The organism is Bacillus sp. m3-13 (genome assembly GCF_000175075.1).
Lineage (GTDB): Bacteria > Bacillota > Bacilli > Bacillales > Bacillaceae_I > Sutcliffiella_A > Sutcliffiella_A horikoshii_C.
The window spans coordinates 335,958-350,539 of record NZ_ACPC01000019.1 but is presented as its reverse complement, the minus strand read 5'-3'; the positions used below and the strand labels follow the sequence as shown (position 1 = coordinate 350,539).

Below are 14,582 nucleotides of genomic sequence, written 5' to 3'. Positions count from 1 at the left end.
ATGCTATACACCTCTCTTTATTTTAATGCATTTAGTTATAATTTTAAAGAGCTTTTGCTTTGTTTACTTGAACAGGACCCATTCCACGTGGAAGTTCGATTGTTTCACGCGTCTGAGCATTTAAAGCAGTTGCAATATAGTCAGCTGAAATATTAGGATCTAATTCTCCGCATGTATAAACATCGATACTTGCATATCCGTGCTCTGGGAAGCTATGAATGGTTAAGTGGGATTCGGAAATAATAACTACTCCGCTTACCCCTTGAGGAGCAAATTTATGAAAAGCTACCTCTCTTACTTCTGCACCTGATTTTAATGCAGCATCGACAAATGTTTTTTCGATGTAATCCATATCATTCAATTTGTCAAAATCGCAACCCCATAGTTCTGAAATAACGTGACGACCTACTGTTTCCATCTCACGTTCCCCCTTTTCATTTTTTAAAAATACATGAATTCCTCAAAGGTGAAGAGTGATTGATGTATTACTACCACGGGGGAAAGTTAGTCCAGAGAGGTCCTAACCCTTTAAGTAGCCACATAATCGTTTCAAGAAGTTCACGAAAAATAGTATAATGCTTTTATTTTAGTTTTGCAACAGGCATTTAAGACTTTTTTTCTCGTAAACTATTAATTTATGAAAAAGGGAAATGTTAATCCACTCTGCGACAAATGCAAAAAAGCGATTAACAAAGAACGTTAACCGCTTACATTTATTTCACTATAGCATTGCCTTAGGCTAAATTAACCAGCCATTACCTCTTTTGCTTCTACCATTTTTACTGCTACGAATTGAACAAGATCTACTACTCGGCAAGAATAACCCCACTCATTGTCATACCAAGCTAATACTTTTACCTTTGTATCGCCCATCACCATTGTGGATAAACCATCGATGACTGCTGAATGTGGATTTGTGTTAAAGTCCACAGACACAAGCGGCTCCATTGTAACCCCTAATATGCCATCCATCGAGCCGATGGAAGCACTTTGGAACGCATCATTCACGTCTTCAACCGTAACCGGCTTTTTCAAGTCTACTACAAGGTCAACAAGCGATACGTTAGGTGTTGGCACACGTAGCGCCATTCCATGCAGTTTACCCTTTAAATGTGGAAGAACTAAGGATAATGCTTTTGCCGCTCCAGTTGAAGTCGGGATGATGGACTGTCCGCAAGCTCTTGCTCTGCGCAGGTCCTTATGCGGGTTGTCAATATTCTTTTGGTCATTTGTATAAGCATGAACAGTTGTCATTAATCCATTCTCGATGCCAAACTGTTGATCTAACACTTTGACAACCGGCGCTAAGCAGTTTGTTGTACAAGAAGCATTAGAGATGACAAAGTGCTCATTCATATCCAGCACTTCTTCATTTACTCCCATGACAATCGTTACATCTTCGTTTTTACCAGGCGCTGTCAAGACCACTCGCTTCGCACCAGCTTGGAGATGAAGTGCCGCTTTATCGCGGGAATTAAACTTTCCTGTCGCTTCAATTACGATATCTATGTTCATTTCTTTCCAAGGAAGTTCTTCTGGATTACGGTTGTTCACTAATTGAATGCGCTTACCATTTACAATTAACGCATTGTCTTCTGCGTAAACATCCGCGTCAAAGCGTCCATGGTTTGTGTCATATTTAATAAGGTGAGCTAGCGTTTCCGCAGGGTAGCTCGCATTGATTGCAACGATATTTAAGCCTTCTTCTTGGATGGCGCGTCTGAATACCATTCTCCCAATTCGTCCAAACCCGTTAATTGCAACCTTTGCCTTCATGTAAATTCCCCTTTTCTGTATATATGTTATACTTATTAATCTGTTATCCTGCAATTAGTATAACATATTTAATTTCTATATGTCATGTAAAAAATACAAAAAGGGCATATCCCTATTTTTGGATATGCCCTAGAGTTAGTATTTGGTTTTACGGTTGATCTCCGTTCCAGGCGCTTCGCTTTCCACGGGGCGACCTTGAGCCTCATCGGGCTACGCCCTGCGGGGTTTCAACATTGTCGCTACTCCCCCGTAGGAGTCTTCGCCTATTGCTCCAATCAACAGCTATAAATTATCCAAAAGATAGGTTTCTAGGTTTTTCAGTGGCCTCCAACGCTTCAGGGGTCTTCCCTGTCTGCGCGCTTTCCACTGCGATTAACTTGGTTTCATGCTTATACTTTAATTTTCCATTCTTTTAGTATTTGGTTTAGTTGTTGTTCTGTTTTGGTGACGGATCCGTTGTTGTCGATGATGGCATGGGAGAGTTTAACTTTTTCGGTAAGGGGCATCTGGGATCTTATTCTGTCTGTTGCTTCCTTTTCAGATAAGTCGTTTCTCTCCATTAAGCGTTTCAGCTGGGTTGCCTCCGTTACATAGACGAGTAATGTTTTATCTACAAGGTGAGTCAGCTTGCTTTCAAAAAGCAGGGGAATATCCATGACCACCACTTCATGGCCATCTTCCAAGAATTTTTGTGTCTTTTCTTTCATGCTTGTTCTGATGCTTGGGTGCATGATGTTGTTCAACTTTTGCCGTTTAGTCTCATCCTGAAAAATAATGCTACCTAGTTTTGGTCTGTTCAGTGTTTTGTCGTCGTTAAGTATTTCAGTCCCAAACTCTTTTACAAGTTCTTTATATGTATCTGTACCAATTTCCACGACTTCTCGAGCCACGATATCAGCATCCACAATCGGAATGTTTTTATCGCGCAGCATATTGGCCACCGTGCTTTTACCGCTTGCTATTCCTCCAGTTAGTCCTATAACCAATGGCATGTCCATTCCTCCTTTTCAAAAGAGAGGCTGCGCTACACAACCTCTAGTGTTTCTTCTTACATTTTAATAATTCCGATAACAATAAGTAATACGCCTGGTAAAAAGGAGAACTTGTTAATCCACGAAACGGTGGAGAACACCCTTCCTAATTTTATCCCGGTGATCACAAATAACGAACTCATCACAGCTACTGAAATGGCCATCACACCGGGAGAATAACCAAGCAAGGCTGCACCGATTCCCGCTCCAAAAGCATCAAGGGACAGGGCAATGCCAAGAAAAAAGGCCTCTAACCCGGTGATGGAGCCTGAACGGTCAAAGTCTGCTTCTGTTGGCTTTCTCAAAATGTTGATGACAACACCGAGTGATTTGATTTCAAGATTGAACAATATGCGTTCATCTGCAAAAGAGGTACTGTCTTCGGCTGTACTGGCACGGAAAAACTGATAGAGAACCCACATTCCTAATAGGATTAGAATGCTTCCACCAATTGTCTCTGCAAAAGCAGGGGAGAGAAATTTCATAAGTATGGTGCCTACTAACATGGCAAGCAAAAGCGAGACGGCCGAACAACACGCGATGATACTGATTGATTTAAGCGGCATATGCATTTTTCTTAGGCCATATGTCAAGCCAACACTAAAGCTATCCAGACTAACGGCAAAGGCTAGTAGGATAAGTGAGATGTATGGAATCATTAAGAGCTCCTCCCTAACTATCACTAGGATAGTATATGGCAGGAGCCCATTCGATGTGTTCTAATTATTTTTTACCTGACTCCCTTTTTCCTTACGATCCGGGTGTTCGCTTTCCGCGGGGCGTGTGCTTGAATTTCCCTCACTTCGTTGCGGGCCACTAAAAAGTTTTTCAATTTAGGTATTGTTGTATAGACACCGCTGTGGATTTCCACAAATGGCTTCGCTTTCCTAAGGGCGCTGCTGGAGCCTCCTCGGCTTTCGCCTGTGGGGTCTCCACCTAGCGCTATCTCCCTCAGGAGTCTTCGCCTTTTGTTCCAATCCACAGCTCGAAATCAGAAAGTACTATATGATATTGGTTTTTCGGTGGCCTTATTCGTTGCGGGGTCTCAACCTACCGCTACCTCCCGCCGGAGTCTCACACCCTGCTCTTCAGGCAAAAGGGGAGATAAAGTCTACTATAACGGTTTTGGCTGACATTTTGGGCAGGTGTGGGTGCCTCTGCCGGCTACGACTGTTTTTTCGATTTCATGGCCACATTTTCTGCATGGCTCTCCTTTACGGCCGTAGACGAAAAGCTCGAGCTGGAACATGCCGATTTGACCTTGTGAGTTTACATAGGAACGGATCGTGCTTCCACCTTTGTCGACAGCTTCTTGAAGAGTCAGGACTATTTCGCGTTGCAGCTCTATCAGCTCTTTCTCGTTTAAACTGCTTGAGATTCTCTCAGGATGGATACCTGCACGGAATAACGCCTCATCCACGTAAATATTCCCTAAGCCCACCACAACCGTTTGATCTAATAGGACCGCTTTGATATTTCGGTTTGTTTTGGCAAGTCTTTCTTTAAGAAGATCAAGGTTGAACTCATCCTCAAATGGTTCAGGTCCCAGACTTGCAAGCGATTTGGCTGCAAGTTCCTCTCCTTTTTTATAAAGATGAAGCGTACCGAACTTGCGAACATCCTGGTAGCGAAGTTCGGTGTCGTCCTCAAAATAGAAGAACACGTGGGTATGCTTATTTGCCGGCTCCTCTTTCTGAAAGAGGCCATATTTGCCCTCCATTCGCAAATGAGAAACCATGCAATAATCGGTAAGGTAGAAGAGAAGAAATTTCCCCCTTCTTCCGATTTTCACAATTTCCTGCCCAATGAGCATTTCCTCAAAAAGAGCGGCATCATCCGGCTCTTTAATCATTTTGGGCCATAAGACTTTCACCTGTTTGATTGTTTTCCCTTGTACAAGCTCAACCAGTGTTTTTCTGACCGTTTCAACCTCAGGAAGTTCTGGCATGGTAACACATCCTCATAAAAACAATTATTTCGCGTCGTACCATGTAGAGCCGTAGGAATAATCTACCTTAAGCGGGACCTTTAATTCCACTGCTTGCTCCATTACTTCTGGTACGATCTTCTTTAATTTTTCAATTTCATCTTTAGGAGCCTCAAAAACAAGTTCATCATGTACTTGCAAGAGAACTTTAGATTTCATATTTTCTTCTTCTAGTCTGTTTGCCATATCAATCATTGCTTTTTTGATGATATCAGCGGCACTTCCTTGAATAGGTGTATTCATCGCTGTTCTTTCAGCAAAGCTTCTTAAGTTGAAGTTACTGCTTGTTATCTCTGGCAGGTAACGACGTCGATGTAGAAGTGTTGTAACGTATCCCTTATCTTTTGCATCCAGGACGCTGTCTTCCATGTATTCTTTCACTCCAGGGAAGCTTTCCAAGTATCTGTCAATAAATGTTTTTGCATCTTTTCTAGTAATACCCAAGCTCTGTGATAGGCCGTAATCACTGATGCCATAAACAATTCCGAAGTTTACCGCTTTTGCTTGACGACGCATATTGGAAGTGACTTCATCTTCCGAAACATGGAACACATCCATAGCGGTTTTTGTATGAATATCCGCATCTTCTTTAAATGCTTCAATCAGTTTTTCGTCATTTGCTATATGTGCAAGAACCCTTAGTTCGATTTGAGAGTAATCGGCAGCAAAGATCACCCAATCCTCATGGGAAGGAATAAACGCTTCTCTAATCTTTCTACCTTCCTCCAAGCGAACAGGGATATTCTGTAGGTTTGGATCAATGGAACTTAATCGCCCTGTTTGGGTTAACGCTTGATTAAAGCGAGTGTGTATTTTATTAGAGTCCTCGTGGATCACCTTTAATAAGCCTTCAATATACGTCGATTTCAATTTACCTAATTGACGGTAGTGTAAGATTTGCTGAATAACTTCATGCTTTTCAGCAAGCTTTTCCAACACGTCTGCAGAAGTCGAATAGCCTGTTTTGGTTTTCTTAACAGGTGGTAAACCAAGCTTTTCAAAAAGGATGACTCCAAGCTGTTTTGGAGAGTTAATGTTGAACTTTTCACCTGCCAGGTCAAAAATTTTCTCTTCAATTTTTTCCAGCTTCTCACCAAGATCTGTTCCCATTTCTTCTAATCGAGCTTTATCTACTTTAATGCCAAGTGCTTCCATTTCGCCCAGCACCAATGTCAACGGCATCTCCAGCTCTTCAAATAACTCTAACTGTTCATTGTCCTTTAACTCGTGGATAAATGACTCTTTCATCTCTTGCATCGCGAAAGTCTTTCTCACCAAATGGTCTGCAACCTTTTGCTGATCAGGGACGGCACGCTTCGCACCTTTTCCGTAAACAGCTTCATCTGTTTCGATCTGATAATAGCCTTTTTTACGGGCAATTTCTGCAAGGTCCGTAGATGTCTCCGACGGATTCACAATATAAGAGGCAATAATAAAGTCGAAGTCAATTCCGTTCAGTTCTATTCCCTTCCACTTCAATGCTACGATCGCTCTTTTGGCATCAAAAACTGTCTTTTTCCTTTTATGATCTGAAGCAAATGCCGCAAATTCTTCTGACTGCAACGCTACTTCTGTCGGAATAAAATAGTTTCCGGTCTCATTTACAAGGGCAATTCCTTGGATATCTGCACGGTGATAATTTTCGTCCAGTACTTCCACCATGAAAAAGTTTTCCTTTGCAAAGTGCTCCTCTTTTACCTCTTCTAATATTTCAAAGGAAATATCCTCTAGATCCTCTGTCACTGTTTCTCCATCTTCTCCAAGCTTGTCTAGTAGGGAGTTGAAACTAAGTTCTTTGAAGATGTCGACCACTTTCTTTTTATCGAAGCCTTCATAAAGAAGCTCTTCTACGGTAACTTCTACAGGTGCTTCGGTCATAATGGTGGCGAGCTGCTTGCTCATAATTGCCTGCTCTTTATTATCTTCTAACTTCTCTTTCAGTTTCTTTCCACTGACCTGATCAATGGATTCAAGAAGTGTTTCGATGTTACCAAATTCCTTTAACAGTTTGATGGCAGTTTTTTCTCCAACGCCAGGAACACCAGGGATGTTATCAGAAGAATCTCCCATCAGACCTTTCATATCGATGATTTGATCCACATTCAATCCATATTTTTCTTCAATGAAAGCAGGAGTGTAAGAATCGACATCTGTAATACCTTTTTTCGTAATATCGACCGTGATTTTATCAGTTGCAAGCTGGGTTAAATCTTTGTCTCCTGAAATGATTTTCACTTCATAATCATCTTTGGCTGCTTGTTGAGCAAGTGTGCCAATAATATCATCCGCCTCATATTCAGGCAGTTCGTATCTTTTGATGTTGTATGCATCTAGTAGTTCTCGAAGGAAGGAAAATTGTTCGGATAGTTCTGGTGGCGTTTTTTGGCGTCCACCTTTGTATTCTCCGAACGTTTTATGGCGGAATGTTGTTTTGCCTGCATCAAATGCCACAAGCATATGTGTTGGTTTTTCTTCTTCTAAAATGCGCATCAGCATCATCGTAAAGCCGTAAATGGCATTGGTATGTATTCCTTTTTCATTGCTCAATAGTGGAAGTGCAAAGAACGCACGATAGGCAATGGAGTTTCCGTCGATCAGTACTAGTTTGTTTTTTGCCATGTTTGCTACTCCTCCTTTGTTTCTTTTTGATTTTTCGTATGTATAATCCTAACTAAAAAAAGCCACAATTCTTCTTCTATTCTATCATGGATAAGAACAGAAACAAAAATTGTGGCTTTGTGGTTTATAGTGAGGCTTTACTCTTAAGTTTAGTCGTTGCTTTTCGCTGCAGGCACTCGCTTTCCGCGGGACGGTGCTTGAGCCTCCTCACAACGCTTCAGGGGTCTCAACCTACCGTTACTCCCCCGCTGGAGTCGAGTGCCTTCCGCTCCAATCCACTCATCTTATTACATAAAAATATTTATGTTATTCCATTCCGCCCATTAGGAGTTTGGCGTATGGGGAGTCGGAAGGAAGGACAATGACGGTTTCTCCATCGATTGTCTTTTTATAGGATTCGAGTGTGCGGTAAAGCTCGTAGAATTCTGCATCTTTAGAGAATGCATCATTGTAGACTTTAGCAGCTTCCCCTTCCCCTTGACCACGTATTGTATCTGCATCAGCTTCAGCTTTTGCCAGTATTTCTTTCACTTCACGGTCTGTATTTGCCATGATTCTGTTTTTATCGGCATCTCCGCGAGAAAGGTATTCTTGAGCCGTTGACTGACGTTCAGAAATCATACGGGTGAACACGGCAGCTTCATTTTCAGGCGGCAGGTCGGTTCTTCTCATGCGGACATCCGTCACCACAATTCCGTATTTATCTCTTGCCAACAGTTCATTTACTCTCTCTGTTACTCTGTCATTCAAGCTTCCTCTTGATGACTTTTCATCGTTGATAATATCACCATAATTTAATTGTCCAAGTTCTGTTCTGACAACAGAGAATACAAACTCAGACATTTTTGTTTCGGCATTCACAAGACTTGCAAGGTTACTGATCATTAATTCTGGATCTTCTACTCTCCATACTACATAATTATCAATTAGCATTCGTTTTTTATCGCGAGTGTTTATTTCAGCACTTGCTTCATCATATAACATTTGATATTTTGGCACAGTCGTAACTGATTGGATGAAGGGTGTTTTAAAATTCAAGCCAGGCTCTTCCACAATTTTCACTACTTCTCCAAACTGTCTGACTACCTTATATTCGCCTTCTTTTACAATAAATACATTTGCAAGGATTATTCCAAGAACGATAAGGATCACTGCTCCAAATAATCCTCCACGGATAACGGTTTTCCATTGCATATCAGGCTTTTTCTTTTCAAGATTGATAATGTTTTGATCACTCATTGTTCCCACTTCCTTCCGGGTTCGCTGGTGGCTTTGGTGCTGGGTTTTCGGTTCGGAGCGGGAAATATTTCATTGTATTGCCGTCATCATTCATGATGTAGATTTCGGCATACGGTAATACTTCTTCCATCGTTTCTAAAATAAGACGCTTTTTCGTTAATTCAGGCGCATTCACGTATTCGTTATATAAGGAATTGAATTTCGCCACATCACCACGTGCGCGCTCAATTCTTTCCGCCTTTTCCCCTTCTGCTTTGGAGATGATGGCATCCTTTTCCCCTTCTGCCTCATTCATGCGTTGGTTTTGATATCTTTTCGCTTCATTGTTCTTCGTGTTTTCCATTTCACGTGCATCTGTAACATCTGTAAAGGCTTTGCGAACCTCTGCATTTGGCAATTCCACATCCTGAAGATTGACCGATGTAACGGAAATACCAATATCATAGGTTTCCATCAGAGATGTAAGTAGGTCAAATACCTCTACTTCAATCTGTGCTTTTCCTGAAGTCAATGCTTCATCGATCTGAGTGCTACCGATGATACTACGTAATGATGCGGATGTTGCATTGTATAGGACATCCTGTGGATCATCACTATTGAATAAGTATTTTCCCGGATCGGTTATTTTCCACATGACAACCATATCTGCCAAGACGATATATTCATCACCTGTTATCATTTTTGTATCATTGGTGAATTCAACTATTTCTCCATCTTTTTCTTCATAGCCGAATTGTAAACTGAATGTCTCCTTAGACATTGTCTCTACGTTTTGGATTGGCCAAGGCATTTTAAAATGCAGCCCCGGTTCACTGATTCCTTCTTCTACTTTTCCAAATGTCATGATCACAGCTTGTTCTGATTGATCTACCGTGTACCATGACGTTAAAGCAACTGACCCTATGACAGCAGCAAGTATTACAAGAAAAACGGTCGTGTAAATTCGCTTTAAACTCATCAAAGTTGTATTCTCCCCTTTTTATATTCTCTATAACTAATACGTATGAAGAAAGGGAAGGTTTCATTATTTATATGTATTTAGGAAAACCGTGCAAAAACCGTTCGGTACTTTTAATGTAAAACTAAGTAAATTGAATAGCTCCCGCTGTTCCTTTCCGCAAATGACTTCGCTTTCCGTGGGGCGACCTTGAGCCTCCTCGCTGCGCTGCGGGGTCTCAACATTGTCGCTACTCCCCCGTAGGAGTCTCCGCCTATTGCTCCAATCAACAGCTATTAATTATCCAAAAGATAGGTTATTGGGTTTTTCAGTGGCCTCCAACGGAGTGAGGAGGCTCACGGACCGCCCGCAGGCAAGCGAAGCGCCTGGAACGGAAATCAACCGAAATATATACTTTCTTAATCTTTAAACAAAAAGAAGGAGAGAGCAGGGTGGGCTCTCTCCTCTTCCAAAATTGGCTCCTTGGATGAAGGGGTTTTCATAGATTATAATAACAAAGGTTTGTAAAGGACCTATGAAAGACATGTAAAGCTATTGTAAATCTTCATTTTCCTTAGACAATTTCACCGTAAAGGCTGTCCCCTTATTCAACTCGCTCGTTACAGAAATACTACCATGATGAGCTTCCACGATATGCTTGACAATCGCAAGTCCTAAACCGGTTCCACCTGAATTTCGGCTCCTTGCCTTATCCACACGGTAAAAGCGCTCAAAAATTCTTGGAATCTCATCCTGCTCCATCCCAATACCAGTATCGGACACAACAATGACTACCTCTTTGTCTACCTCTTCTACTTTCACCTTTACTTCTCCACCGGCTGGTGTATATGCGATGGCATTGTTAATAAGATTTATGAAAACCTGTTTAATCCTGGAGGCATCTGCAAATAAATACAACTCTTTTTTAGGTTTGGATAAAACAAGGTCTATTTCTTTCTCCCGTGCCTTGCCTTCCAATATTACGAATATCTCTTCTAAAAGCTCGTTTATTTCTAAATACTGTGGGTTTAATCTAAATCCCTGTTTCTCGATTTTGGAGAGATCAAGTAGATCTTCAATAAGTGATTGAAGCCTGTCACTTTCTTTTAATATGATAGAAAGAAAATACTCCAATGTATCTTTGTCGTTCATCGCTCCATCCAATAAGGTTTCTGAGAATCCTTTAATAGATGTGATTGGTGTTTTTAATTCATGCGACACATTGGCGACAAAATCTTTTCTCATTTGTTCAAGCTTCTTCAATTCTGTAATGTCATGGAATACAAGGACAATCCCTTTCCACTCATCGTTAACGCCAATGATAGGCGCTCCATATACTTCAAAGTGTCTGCGTTCGATTGTTAACGGAAGCAAAATCTGCTTTCGAACACTTACCTCGGTCATGAAAATCTCTTCAATCATGGTGACAACTTCTTTTTGTTCTATGGCTTCATAATAAAGCCTGTACAAATATTCTCCAGGATCTGCATCAAATGTCTCTTTATAAGCGCGATTGATGAGGTTCACATAGCCTCTACCATCAATTAATATCAACCCGCTCCCCATGCTCTCAATTAGAGTCCGTAGGCGATCTTGCTGCATTTCTTGCGCTTTCGTCATATCTTGAAGGTTTCGTGCCAATATGTTGATGGATTGACTTAACATACCTGTTTCATCCACATGTTCCTCAAAGGTCCTGGCTTTATAGTTCCCTTTCGCAAGCTCCGTGGCCACTTTGGTTGCTGCTTCAATTGGCCTGGTGTATTGGGAGGTGATTCTAACTCCAAGAAGCAAAATAACCACAAACGCCGCACCAAGGCTTGCAATTAATAATCCCCAAATCTGTTGATTAATCCTTTGGAGAGAATCTATCGGAGTACTTAGCATTAGAAACCCATCTCGAACACCATTCCTGGAAATGGAATTCCCGTAATAATACATTTCATTATTCTGTTCATAAAATATTCTGTCACGATTCTTATTTTTTTGAACTGCCTCTTTTATTATCTCTTGATGTGAGTCTATGCCAGACACAGTCGGGCCTTTGGTTTCATATACTACCGTTCCATCCTTATCGGTAATGCTAATTCTTGCAGCTAAGGTCTTACTAACATCATTTAAATGTTTTTGCAGAACAGGTGTCACACTTGTCTCCTCTTCCACCAACATCGTGACAAGTTCTGTTTCTTTGATGAGCCTCTGATTAAAGGTGTTTAAATAAAAGGTTTTAAAGAGCTGCCCAAGCAAAAGCCCCAGGCACACAAGCACCACGATAATCAAGGTGATGAGTGCAAACAGCAGCCTTGAGCGGAACCTATTCATGTATTTTCGGTTCCTCCAGCTTGTACCCAAGCCCTCTAATTGTTTTTATATATGTAGGTTTTTTCGTATCGGTCTCTATTTTTTCTCTCAAGTGACTTATATGAACATCCACAATACGTGTATCCCCGGCAAAATCATAGTTCCACACCGCGCTCAAAAGTTGATCGCGCGTCAACACTCTGCCTTTATTCTTAGACAAGTAGACCAATAGCTCAAATTCCTTTGGCGTGAGTTCCAATCGTTCCTCACGGAAATAAGCTTCATAGTGTTCTGGCAATATCTTAACATCCCCGATGACAATCTTTTCAGAAGTGTCCTCTTCTACTTTAGGCGCCTCTGTATTACCTGTCATTTGTTGCATTCTGCGGAGAATCGCCTTTACCCTTGCAACCACTTCTCTTGGACTAAAAGGTTTGGTCATATAATCATCGGCGCCCAACTCAAGTCCCAACACCTTGTCAAACTCATCATCCTTTGCAGTAAGCATCAGGATTGGTGTATGGATTTTGTGCTGCCTTAACTCTTTACATACTTCTATTCCATCTTTTTTAGGTAGCATAAGATCTAAAACGATCATATCAAATCGTTCTTCCATTGCTTTATTCAGCCCTTCTTCCCCGTCCATTGCAACGGAAACATCGTAGCCAGCTTGCTGTAAATTATACTGTAACAAGGTCACGATTGATTGTTCATCATCCACGATAAGAATTTTTTTATTCATTCTTTTCCTCCACCAACTGTTTTGGAAAACCCATTTTTCATCCATTTGCCAATTCTTTTATATCTCTATCATTACTTTTCCATTTTACACGTTATCATTATTCACCACAATAAAGCAAAATAAAAAAAGAGCCTAGAACTAAGCTCTTCTTAAAAGTTTTCCATCGCGCTGCTCTCCATCGGTTCAAGACGATGAGGAGGACAGACTGTAATGGATCCTTTGGCAACAGTATGATTTTCTTCATTTGTACCATGAACACTCATTACGACACAATGGTCTTTTTCGTTGATTTCTACCACTTCAAAAAGAAATTGAACGCTTCCATAGTGGTAGACTGGTTTTGGAAAAGAAATATCTTGGTGTACGACATGACTTCCTGGTCCGGGTAAATATTTTGATACGGCGGAAGTTATGATACCTGTTAGCATGATGCTTGGTACGATTGGTTTTTTAAATGGCGTTTGGGACGCATAGTCGTGCTGAATATAGAGAGGGTTCGCGTCATTGGTTAACCCAAGGTATAATAGTAGGTCTTTGTCTTCTATTTTTTCGGTCAGTTCAAGTTTTTCGCCGACTTGAATTTCTGCAAGTTTTCTTCCGAGTTTTCTCTTTTTACCTAGTAACATACATACACCCCCTGATGATGTTGGAAAATACCCCTTGTTCTTTGTAAACGTTTTCAATAATGTTTTTAAAATTAGGAGACATAATCCCCGGATTAGTTACATTCTTCCAGAAGAGATCCCCTGTTAAATACCGCTGTTGATTTCCGCACCGGGCTTCGCTTTCCTAGGGGCGGTGCTTGAGCCTCCTCACTTCGTTGCGGGGTCTCAAGCTACCGCTATCTCCCTCAGGAGTCTACGCCCTGTGCTCCAATCAACAGCTATAAATCATTGATATTTTAAAGGTATTAGGATAGGACATTCATGACGCTTTTGACGGATTCGACAGATTTGGAAAGTGCCGCTTTTTCTTCTTCTGTCAGTTCTAGTTCGATGATTTTTTCGATACCACCTGCACCAAGGATTGTCGGTACACCAAGGTAGATTCCATCGTGTCCGTATTCTCCTTCAAGATAAGCGATGGAAGGTAGGATTCGGCGTTGGTCTTTCAGTATCGCTTCCACCATCTCCACCATTGATGCGGCTGGTGCATAATAGGCACTGCCGTTGCCAAGCAGGTTGACAATCTCCCCGCCGCCTTTTCTTGTTCTTTCCACAATTGCATCCAGTCGGTCTTTCGGAAGCAATGTTTCTAGCGGAATCCCACCTGCATAGGAGTAGCGTACAAGTGGCACCATGTCATCCCCATGACCTCCAAGCACGAACCCTGTAACATCTTTGACAGAAAGATTTAGTTCCTGTGACACAAATGTACGGAAACGAGCTGTATCTAGCACTCCTGATTGACCAATAACGTGGTTTTTCGGGAAGCCTGACTCTTTGAACACAGTATATGTCATAGCATCTACTGGATTTGTCAACACGATGATATAGCAATCAGGAGAATGTTTTACCACTTCTCTTGTAACACTTTTCATGATGTTTTGATTAGTGGTAACTAGATCATCACGGCTCATCCCTGGTTTACGGGCGATACCGGCTGTAATGACAACGATGTCGGAATTAGCTGTATCTTCATAGTTGGATGTTCCTGTAATGTTTGCATCAAATCCTTGGACAGGACCTGCTTCTAACATGTCTAAAGCTTTTCCTTTAGTAGGATTCTCCATTTGCGGGATGTCTACAAGTACAACGTCTGCGAGTTCTTTTTGCGCGAGTAAGAATGCAGTGGTTGCGCCTGTGAAGCCTCCACCGATCACCGATACCTTTTTACGTCTCATTGTCATATTCATTCCTCCCTAACCTATTAATGAACAACTTTTACACCGCTGTTGATTTACGCACTGGGCTTCGCTTTGCTAGGGGCGCTGCTTGAGCCTCCTCACAG

General features: G+C 41.5%; 12 protein-coding genes. All 12 read right to left on the bottom strand.

Annotation, left to right across the window (positions count from 1 at the left end):
• Positions 1-43: 43 nt before the first annotated feature.
• On the bottom strand, positions 44-418 hold the full coding sequence (speD, locus tag M313_RS0112315) for an adenosylmethionine decarboxylase (protein ID WP_010195679.1): 375 nt from the start codon (positions 416-418) through the stop codon (positions 44-46).
• Positions 419-744: 326 nt separating this feature from the next.
• A complete protein-coding gene (locus M313_RS0112310; protein WP_010195677.1) occupies positions 745-1,776 on the bottom strand; it encodes a glyceraldehyde-3-phosphate dehydrogenase in 1,032 nt (343 codons plus the stop codon).
• A 389-nt stretch (positions 1,777-2,165) separates the two neighbouring features.
• The gene (gene coaE, locus M313_RS0112305) at positions 2,166-2,768 is read right to left on the bottom strand and encodes a dephospho-CoA kinase (protein ID WP_010195675.1); all 603 of its coding nucleotides are present in this window, start codon (positions 2,766-2,768) and stop codon (positions 2,166-2,168) included.
• A gap of 56 nt (positions 2,769-2,824) precedes the next feature.
• Entirely contained in the window at positions 2,825-3,466 is a 642-nt protein-coding gene (gene ytaF / locus M313_RS0112300) for a sporulation membrane protein YtaF (RefSeq protein WP_010195674.1), read from the bottom strand.
• Positions 3,467-3,921: 455 nt separating this feature from the next.
• The gene (gene mutM / locus M313_RS0112295; RefSeq protein WP_010195672.1) at positions 3,922-4,755 is read right to left on the bottom strand and encodes a DNA-formamidopyrimidine glycosylase; all 834 of its coding nucleotides are present in this window, start codon (positions 4,753-4,755) and stop codon (positions 3,922-3,924) included.
• Positions 4,756-4,779: 24 nt separating this feature from the next.
• On the bottom strand, positions 4,780-7,413 hold the full coding sequence (gene polA, locus M313_RS0112290) for a DNA polymerase I (protein WP_010195671.1): 2,634 nt from the start codon (positions 7,411-7,413) through the stop codon (positions 4,780-4,782).
• A gap of 306 nt (positions 7,414-7,719) precedes the next feature.
• Entirely contained in the window at positions 7,720-8,652 is a 933-nt protein-coding gene (gene hflC, locus M313_RS0112285) for a protease modulator HflC (RefSeq protein WP_010195670.1), read from the bottom strand.
• Positions 8,645-9,610, bottom strand: coding sequence for an FtsH protease activity modulator HflK (gene hflK, locus M313_RS0112280; protein ID WP_010195669.1), 966 nt, complete (start codon positions 9,608-9,610; stop codon positions 8,645-8,647). The genes hflC and hflK overlap by 8 nt, the downstream gene beginning before the upstream one ends.
• A 531-nt stretch (positions 9,611-10,141) precedes the next feature.
• Positions 10,142-11,911, bottom strand: coding sequence for a two-component system histidine kinase PnpS (gene pnpS / locus M313_RS0112275; protein ID WP_010195668.1), 1,770 nt, complete (start codon positions 11,909-11,911; stop codon positions 10,142-10,144).
• Complete coding sequence (locus tag M313_RS0112270; RefSeq protein WP_010195667.1) at positions 11,904-12,632, bottom strand: response regulator transcription factor; 729 nt, start codon at positions 12,630-12,632, stop codon at positions 11,904-11,906. Before M313_RS0112270 ends, pnpS begins: the two co-directional genes overlap by 8 nt.
• 149 nt (positions 12,633-12,781) lie before the next feature.
• Entirely contained in the window at positions 12,782-13,258 is a 477-nt protein-coding gene (locus M313_RS0112265; protein WP_010195664.1) for a MaoC/PaaZ C-terminal domain-containing protein, read from the bottom strand.
• 284 nt (positions 13,259-13,542) lie between these two features.
• Positions 13,543-14,481 (bottom strand): malate dehydrogenase, encoded by a 939-nt coding sequence (gene mdh, locus M313_RS0112260; protein ID WP_010195662.1) that lies wholly within the window; start codon positions 14,479-14,481, stop codon positions 13,543-13,545.
• Positions 14,482-14,582 lie beyond the last annotated feature (101 nt).

Coding starts and splice junctions, on each gene's coding strand:
- polA (WP_010195671.1), bottom strand. CDS start 7,413: ATGGCAAAAAACAAACTAGTACTGATCGACGGAAACTCCATTGCCTAT.
- M313_RS0112270 (WP_010195667.1), bottom strand. CDS start 12,632: ATGAATAAAAAAATTCTTATCGTGGATGATGAACAATCAATCGTGACC.
- pnpS (WP_010195668.1), bottom strand. CDS start 11,911: ATGAATAGGTTCCGCTCAAGGCTGCTGTTTGCACTCATCACCTTGATT.
- M313_RS0112265 (WP_010195664.1), bottom strand. CDS start 13,258: ATGTTACTAGGTAAAAAGAGAAAACTCGGAAGAAAACTTGCAGAAATT.
- M313_RS0112310 (WP_010195677.1), bottom strand. CDS start 1,776: ATGAAGGCAAAGGTTGCAATTAACGGGTTTGGACGAATTGGGAGAATG.
- hflK (WP_010195669.1), bottom strand. CDS start 9,610: ATGAGTTTAAAGCGAATTTACACGACCGTTTTTCTTGTAATACTTGCT.
- mdh (WP_010195662.1), bottom strand. CDS start 14,481: ATGACAATGAGACGTAAAAAGGTATCGGTGATCGGTGGAGGCTTCACA.
- ytaF (WP_010195674.1), bottom strand. CDS start 3,466: ATGATTCCATACATCTCACTTATCCTACTAGCCTTTGCCGTTAGTCTG.
- hflC (WP_010195670.1), bottom strand. CDS start 8,652: ATGAGTGATCAAAACATTATCAATCTTGAAAAGAAAAAGCCTGATATG.
- mutM (WP_010195672.1), bottom strand. CDS start 4,755: ATGCCAGAACTTCCTGAGGTTGAAACGGTCAGAAAAACACTGGTTGAG.
- speD (WP_010195679.1), bottom strand. CDS start 418: ATGGAAACAGTAGGTCGTCACGTTATTTCAGAACTATGGGGTTGCGAT.
- coaE (WP_010195675.1), bottom strand. CDS start 2,768: ATGCCATTGGTTATAGGACTAACTGGAGGAATAGCAAGCGGTAAAAGC.